Genomic DNA, 6077 nt, shown 5'->3' on the forward strand with positions numbered 1-6077 from the left:
TGGACCGCGGCACCCGAAGGTACGAGACGGCCGGCACCACCTCTTGTGGTGCCGGCCCGCTCGCTTGCTGAGGACTAACTCGGGTTGAACTTCCCGTTATAGCGGTACATGAATGCAGCCATCGCGTCGCGGTTGACGGCATTCAGCGGGCGGAACGTCTTGCTGTTATCCGCTTCTGTCCAGCCAGTGCTGATGCCTTGAGCTGCCAGCCAAGTGATCTCCTTGTAGAACTGGCTGCTGGTGGGCACATCGGTGAACGGTGACGAACTCGGGGGATCGAAGGCGGGTTTCCCTGCCAGCCGGTACATGAAGGCTGCCATCGCATCCCGGTTGACCGCCTGAAGGGGACGGTAGGTTTTGCTGCCGTCCGACTCTGTCCAACCGGTGGAGACACCCTTGTCAGCGAGCCACGTAATTTCCTTGTAGAACTGGCTGCTGGTGGGCACATCCGTGAATGGTGACGTGGCCGGGGGAGTGAAGGCTGGCTTTCCTGCCAGCCGGTACATGAAGGCTGCCATCGCATCACGATTGACGGGGGAGAGCGGCCGGAACGTTTTGGAGCCGTCCGATTCGGTCCAGCCGGTGCTGATTCCGGCCGTTGCCATCCAGCTAATCTCTGTGCTGAATTGCCCGCCCGCAGGTACGTCGGAGAATCCGGTGCCGGCGTTGCCTGCTGTGGCGAAGCTGAGGGTACCGATGTCAGTGTTGGTACCCACCGTGGTGGCTACATTCGACGCCGCCCCTTCGGTCTTCACGTTGCCGGAGAAGATAGTTCCGAGGGAGCCCGAAGGCCGGGTTGGGATCATGTTGGCCGAGACCAAGTAGCTTCCCGTGGTAAGTCCTGTCACCTTGAACGTGCCATCGGCGATGGTGTTCGCGCCGCGGGTGACCAGCGAGCCGTCCTTGGTGTAAACGCGGACAGGAACATTATTCAGTGGCTGCCCGTCTGTGCCCACAATCTTTCCCGTGAGCGTGCCACCCGTCTTCGCTGTGCTTGTCAGCCCGGTCTTCGCTTCACCTGTAGCCACAGTGACCGTGGTGGCTGATGAAGCGCCTGCGGATTCGGACTTGTCTTTGAAGAAGGAGGCTTCAACGTCAGTGGTCAAGCCGCTGGATCGGTTGAATTCAATGGCATAGGTCCCTGCCGGAAGCCGGCTGAAAGAGAAGCTTCCAGTGTTATCGACAGAGGCCTGGCTGACCACTCCGCCGGGGCCTACCAAGGCAGCGTAGTTGGCTTGGCTGAAGGAACCTGCAGGAACGCTGAGCGTGCCCGATACGGCGGCCCCAGGCACCAAGGCCTCATTGGCCACCGAGATTGTCTGACCGGTAGTCACAGCAACGGCGATTGATGCTGACGCGTCCTGCTTCTGGCCCTGCCACTGGTCCAGAAGGTTTTGGTTGAAGGGCGAGTACTGCAATTTGTATGATCCTGCCGGGAGGCCGCCAATGCTGAACGCACCCGTCGAATCGGTTTGGGCACTGCTCACCCAGGCAAGGTCGGTTGTGGCTTTAGCCGTTACCATGATGCCAGACGCCGAGAATCCTGCCGGGACCGTCACTTTGCCCTTTATTTTCGCGGCAGCTATCAGTGTTTGGTTGATTCCTGTAACGGTTTGGGCTGGTTGCAGGGTTACCAAAGTGGCATTGTCTTGCGTAGCTCCCGAAGGCCCGTAGTACGCGGAAAGCACGGGGGAGTCGGAGCCGCTCCAGCCAAAGGAAACGCGGTAGGTGGCCGGGGTCAGCCCTCCAATGCTGAAGTCGCCATTGGCGTTTGCCGTGGTGTATCCCCCTGGATCGGAGGGCTTGGCCGCATTGGAAAAGTAGACAGAGACCTTCGTGGGATCGACACCGGCTGGAACAGTCACTTTGCCGGTCGCGATTCCGGCGGGGGCCAAAGTAACGTTTTGCGTGATGTTGCCTTGTTTGGGAACCTCGAGCAGGGTGGCTGACGACCAGTCCTTGCTCCCAAGGAAGGTCTCGATCACCGGGCTGGGGGTTGGGTTGGGATCCCACGGGGAGCCCCAGTTGAACCGCAGCCGGTATTGACCGGCGATCATGTTGGTGAGCGAGTACGTACCGTCCGCTTTCAGCGAAGTGCTATATGAGCTGTACTCGCCATCGCGTGTTGCGTTCACGTTCACCTTGGTGGCATCGACGCCGGCAGGAACGGACACCTTGCCGCTGAGAGTGGCGCCCGTATTGAGAACCGCGGAGACGTTTGCTTGTGCTTGCCCCGTTGTCAGAGTGATTGTTTGAGCCGAGGATGCCAGTTCTTTGTCGTCAAACCATTCCTGGACATTGACCGGAGCGCCGCCACCTTCACCGTAGGCACTGAACTTGACCTTGTAGTTGCCAGGCTCCAGTCCGCTCAAAGTGTAAGTCCCGGAACCGCTCCAAATCCGGGTTTCGCCGACGTATGCATCGTCCTTGTAAGCGTCGATGATGATCATGCTGGCACTGAGACCAGCCTGCATCTGCACGCTACCGCTGATGCTTGCAGTTCCCGCAGCCATGGCGGCCGGTGCGCCGGAGAAGGATGCTGCGAGTAGTGATAAACCGGTCACGGGCACAAGTATTTGCCGTGATAGCTTCATTTGTTTCAAGAATGCCCCCCATATTTGTTTTTCGACGCCGAGTCAAGTCAAGTTGTTGCGTCTGCCACATGCTATTTCTTGTACGGCGGGTCTGTCGATCATGGGGGAAAATAGTGCAATCATTACGTCGCATTTGGGAGTCAACTTTCGGTAATGACCGATTAGCACTCATTAGTGTGACGTTATTTATCACAGCACCCCTGGTTTTGCTTCCGGACGGCCTGCACAGGTTTGTGTTGCCAAAACTGACTATTTTGTTTATCGCCCTGTGCGTGGGTCTTCTGGTCCCCGCCACCGCAAGACTTGGGCGTCCTGTGGCGCTAATTCTGGCAGCGATAGCGGCGGTTTTTCTCATTGCCGCACTGAGTTCCGTAGACCCCGGTGCTGCCATCGTTGGACGATGGCCGCGTTACGAAGGCCTGCCTGTCCTGCTTTTGTATGTGGGTCTATTGGTAGTCGGCGCAAGAGTACTTGGGGGGTCCACAGCGTCGAAAAGCAGGCGGTATCTGGTCCGAGGGCTGTGCTTCAGCATGCTCATTCTGATGCCTATTGCGGTGGCCGAGGCAGCTGGTCTTAGGCCCTTTGGCGGCGCCGACGATGTCCGTCCCGGAGCGACCTTGGGGAATGCCACGGACTTAGGCCTGGTGGGGTTGGTCGCATGCTTGCTGCTTGTGCCCTCGGCGTTGTGGACAAAGAACAGGCTGGCACAAATAGGTGCTGTTGCGGCAGGAGTGGTTACGGTCGCTTCCGGTTCACGGGCTTGCATTCTGGTTGTGGTTGTTTGTGGAACTGTGCTTTTCGGATTCAAGGCTTTCCAGCTCATGAGATCCGGAAAGCGAGTCCTCGCGCTCACTGCCCTTGCGGGCTTTTTGGGCGCTGCGGCCGTCTTGTCATGGTCCATCCCATCCGTCGCTGAGCGCTTGTTCAGTACGGAAACAGTCGCGGGTCGCGTGTATCTCTGGGAGGCATCCCTCCGGGCATTGTCAGGCAACGCGTTCGTTGGGCTTGGGGCCGGGCAATTCGTGGACGTTTTGCCTTCTCACCTATCCGACGCATTCGCCAGGAACGTGGGAACTGAGTTCCCGGCGGATAGCCCGCACATGGTGGCTCTTCAATTGGTCAGCGCAGGAGGACTGCTGTTCCTCCTGTCCGCGGGGGTAGTTATGTGTACGGTCATCGTGGCGGGCGTCAGGCGTAGCCGCGCCCTGCCGGTGAACGAACACAAACTGTTTCTGGTAGGCGCGCTGGCGGCAGTATGCGGCTACGGATTCGCCCTCATGACTCACTTCACCTCGCCGGGAACTACCGCCCTGGTGTGCGTTCTGGCCGGTGCCATCCTTGGAAATGCACCAGCACAGGAAGCAAACGCCGGGCGTCGGCCGGGCAAGGCTTTGAATTCAGTGCGCCTGGCAGCGGCAGGGCTTGCCTTGATGGGTGCCATCCTCAGTGGTGTGGCGGCAAGCGCAGAGCTGCCAATGAAATCCGGAACTGAGCTGGCTGCCAAGGGAGACATCCCGCTGGCCTCCAAGGAATTCGAACAGGCCAGGGCTTTGCGACCCTGGGACCAGGACCTAGATCTCCTAGCCGCCCAGGCGTTCGCTGTTCGGGCCGTCACCGGCGATACAACAGCGGCAGCTGCCGCAGTCACCTGGGCGAGTTCCGCCGTCGAGCGTAACCCGGGCTCCATGGAGGCACTGACGGCGCTTGCCGTTGGGCAACTTGGGACTGGCGACGTTGAGGCCGCATGGAAGACTCTGGACAGGCAGATTGAACGCTCTCCGTGGACGTCGGAGCCATACCTCCTCCGGGGACTTGCCAAAGCGAGCGGGCAGGATATGGCGGGCGCTATTGCCGATATTGAACGCGCAGCTGCGCTAACTCCTAAACCGGAGCGGGCGCTGACCATTCTGTCGGAGCTTTACGTGGTGTCCGGCCAGCCCGAAAAAGCTGCCGAAGTGGAGAAGCAGTTGGCTCAGGCTCGATAAATCCTTGTGACATGACAAAAATTCATCTGTCATATATGGCGCATTCCCGGAGGGCATGCAATACGGTTTGGTCAGGCACGGTGTCGAGCCCATTATGGGTGGGAGATCTCGGGGTGAACGGTAATGCGAATTTCCGGAGCAGACAGGAAATACAATGCCCACGTGTGGATTCTGGCTTTGACAGTGGCCTCGCTCGTGTCCTGCGCGCCGAGCCCTGGAACGCCACCCGCGAATAGCCCCGTTGCAAGCCCCTCAGAGGCCGTTGTGCCCGTGGAATCTGTAACGCCCACACCAACGCAAACGCCGCTAACTGGTCCTGAAGCTGCCGGTACGAGAGGGCCGTCCGGCACTTTTGTTGCCCACATGAAAGATGTGGACGGCTACACTTTCGATCTCGATGTGAATGTCATAACGAGCTCTTTGGGCGAGACAGTGGCCGACGACAAGCCGGGCTTTATGAGTGCCAGGTTCCTGCTTGATATGGACCTCCACATAATAAACACCACTCCGGGACGCAACGTTTCCTTCAAAGGGGTGGACGGCGTGACTAAGCCCTTCGGTAATCCGAAGTTCCTGGTCAGCGCGCTCTGGAATAGTGACAGCCCCATTTGTCTATCGGCCGCTGAGTCCGCCAAACGCGCCACCAAACCATGCTCGATCCTGCTTGGCTTTGGATATGCAGACGTTTCAACTCCCGCTGGTGGTACCACTACCCTGAAGGTTTTCAAAGGATCGCCCGGCGGGCACCAAACCGCCGGGATGGCCGGATTTCCTGAAACTGAGTGGCCAGCAATCAAAGAAGCCCTGACCAAGCCTGACGCATTCCTCGTCTCCTACGACGGAGGCGACTTCCGCCGTTTCGGTTGCCCTTTGCATGGATTCCTGGGTGCGATAGTGGGCGCTGATTCACCCGCCTATGAGTGTGGAGCCGTGATGCCCGAGCTCGTCAAACATCCCGCCACCTGAAACGTAGCTCTGGACCGCTGGGCCAATCTCGAATCAGGACGTAATGTGCGGGTGTACTTCCCGACTCTGTTGCAATCCCGGCTGTGGATGCCGTGTAGTTAGTTTCCTGAGTGTTTTCTGGGTGTCGCCGGTGTGTGGGGGTTGCGGTGTTTCGTCGTGGTGTGGCGTGGTTGGTTGCTGTTGTTGTGGTGGTGGTGCCGGGTTTGTTGGTGGTGCCGTCGGCGGTGGCTGCGGATCCGGTGGTGGAGAACGTGGTGTCGTTCTCGGATGTGCCGGTGGAGTCGCAGTTCGCGAAGGAGATTTCGTGGTTGGCCGCGTCGGGTATTTCCACGGGTTGGGACACCGGCGGGGTGCGGCAGTACCGGCCGTTGGAGTCCATTGCCCGGAACGCGATGGCCGCGTTCCTGTACCGTCATGCCGGGTCCCCGGCGTTCACACCGCCCACGGTGTCGCCGTTCACGGATGTCCCGGTAGAGGCAGCGTTCTATAAAGAAATCACCTGGCTTGCCTCCGAGGGCATTTCCACCGGCTG

At 59.3% G+C, this 6077-nt stretch carries 3 protein-coding genes and 1 pseudogene; 3 read left to right on the forward strand and 1 reads right to left on the reverse strand.

The features are described 5' to 3' along the window. Window positions 1-74: 74 nt before the first annotated feature. Window positions 75-2570, reverse strand: a complete 2496-nt coding sequence (locus tag MOD31_RS21730; protein ID WP_374207006.1) for an S-layer homology domain-containing protein — start codon at window positions 2568-2570, stop codon at window positions 75-77. A gap of 566 nt (window positions 2571-3136) precedes the next feature. Between MOD31_RS21730 and MOD31_RS21735 the strand changes: the two genes are divergently transcribed. The 3 genes and pseudogenes from MOD31_RS21735 to MOD31_RS21745 all read left to right on the forward strand — a co-directional run. Next, window positions 3137-4579, forward strand: a complete 1443-nt coding sequence (locus MOD31_RS21735) for a polymerase (protein WP_250821688.1) — start codon at window positions 3137-3139, stop codon at window positions 4577-4579. A gap of 363 nt (window positions 4580-4942) precedes the next feature. Beyond that, entirely contained in the window at window positions 4943-5545 is a 603-nt protein-coding gene (locus MOD31_RS21740) for a hypothetical protein (protein ID WP_250821689.1), read from the forward strand. A 146-nt stretch (window positions 5546-5691) separates the two neighbouring features. Next, window positions 5692-6077: pseudogene (locus MOD31_RS21745) on the forward strand (S-layer homology domain-containing protein); the annotation flags it as partial.

The sequence above is a fragment of the Paenarthrobacter sp. TYUT067 genome (genome assembly GCF_023656375.1).
In the GTDB taxonomy this organism is placed as follows: Bacteria; Actinomycetota; Actinomycetes; order Actinomycetales; family Micrococcaceae; genus Arthrobacter.

Excerpts from the sequence above, each read along its gene's own strand:
- MOD31_RS21735 (WP_250821688.1), top strand. The coding sequence starts at position 3,137 with ATGCCTATTGCGGTGGCCGAGGCAGCTGGTCTTAGGCCCTTTGGCGGC.
- MOD31_RS21740 (WP_250821689.1), top strand. The coding sequence starts at position 4,943 with ATGAAAGATGTGGACGGCTACACTTTCGATCTCGATGTGAATGTCATA.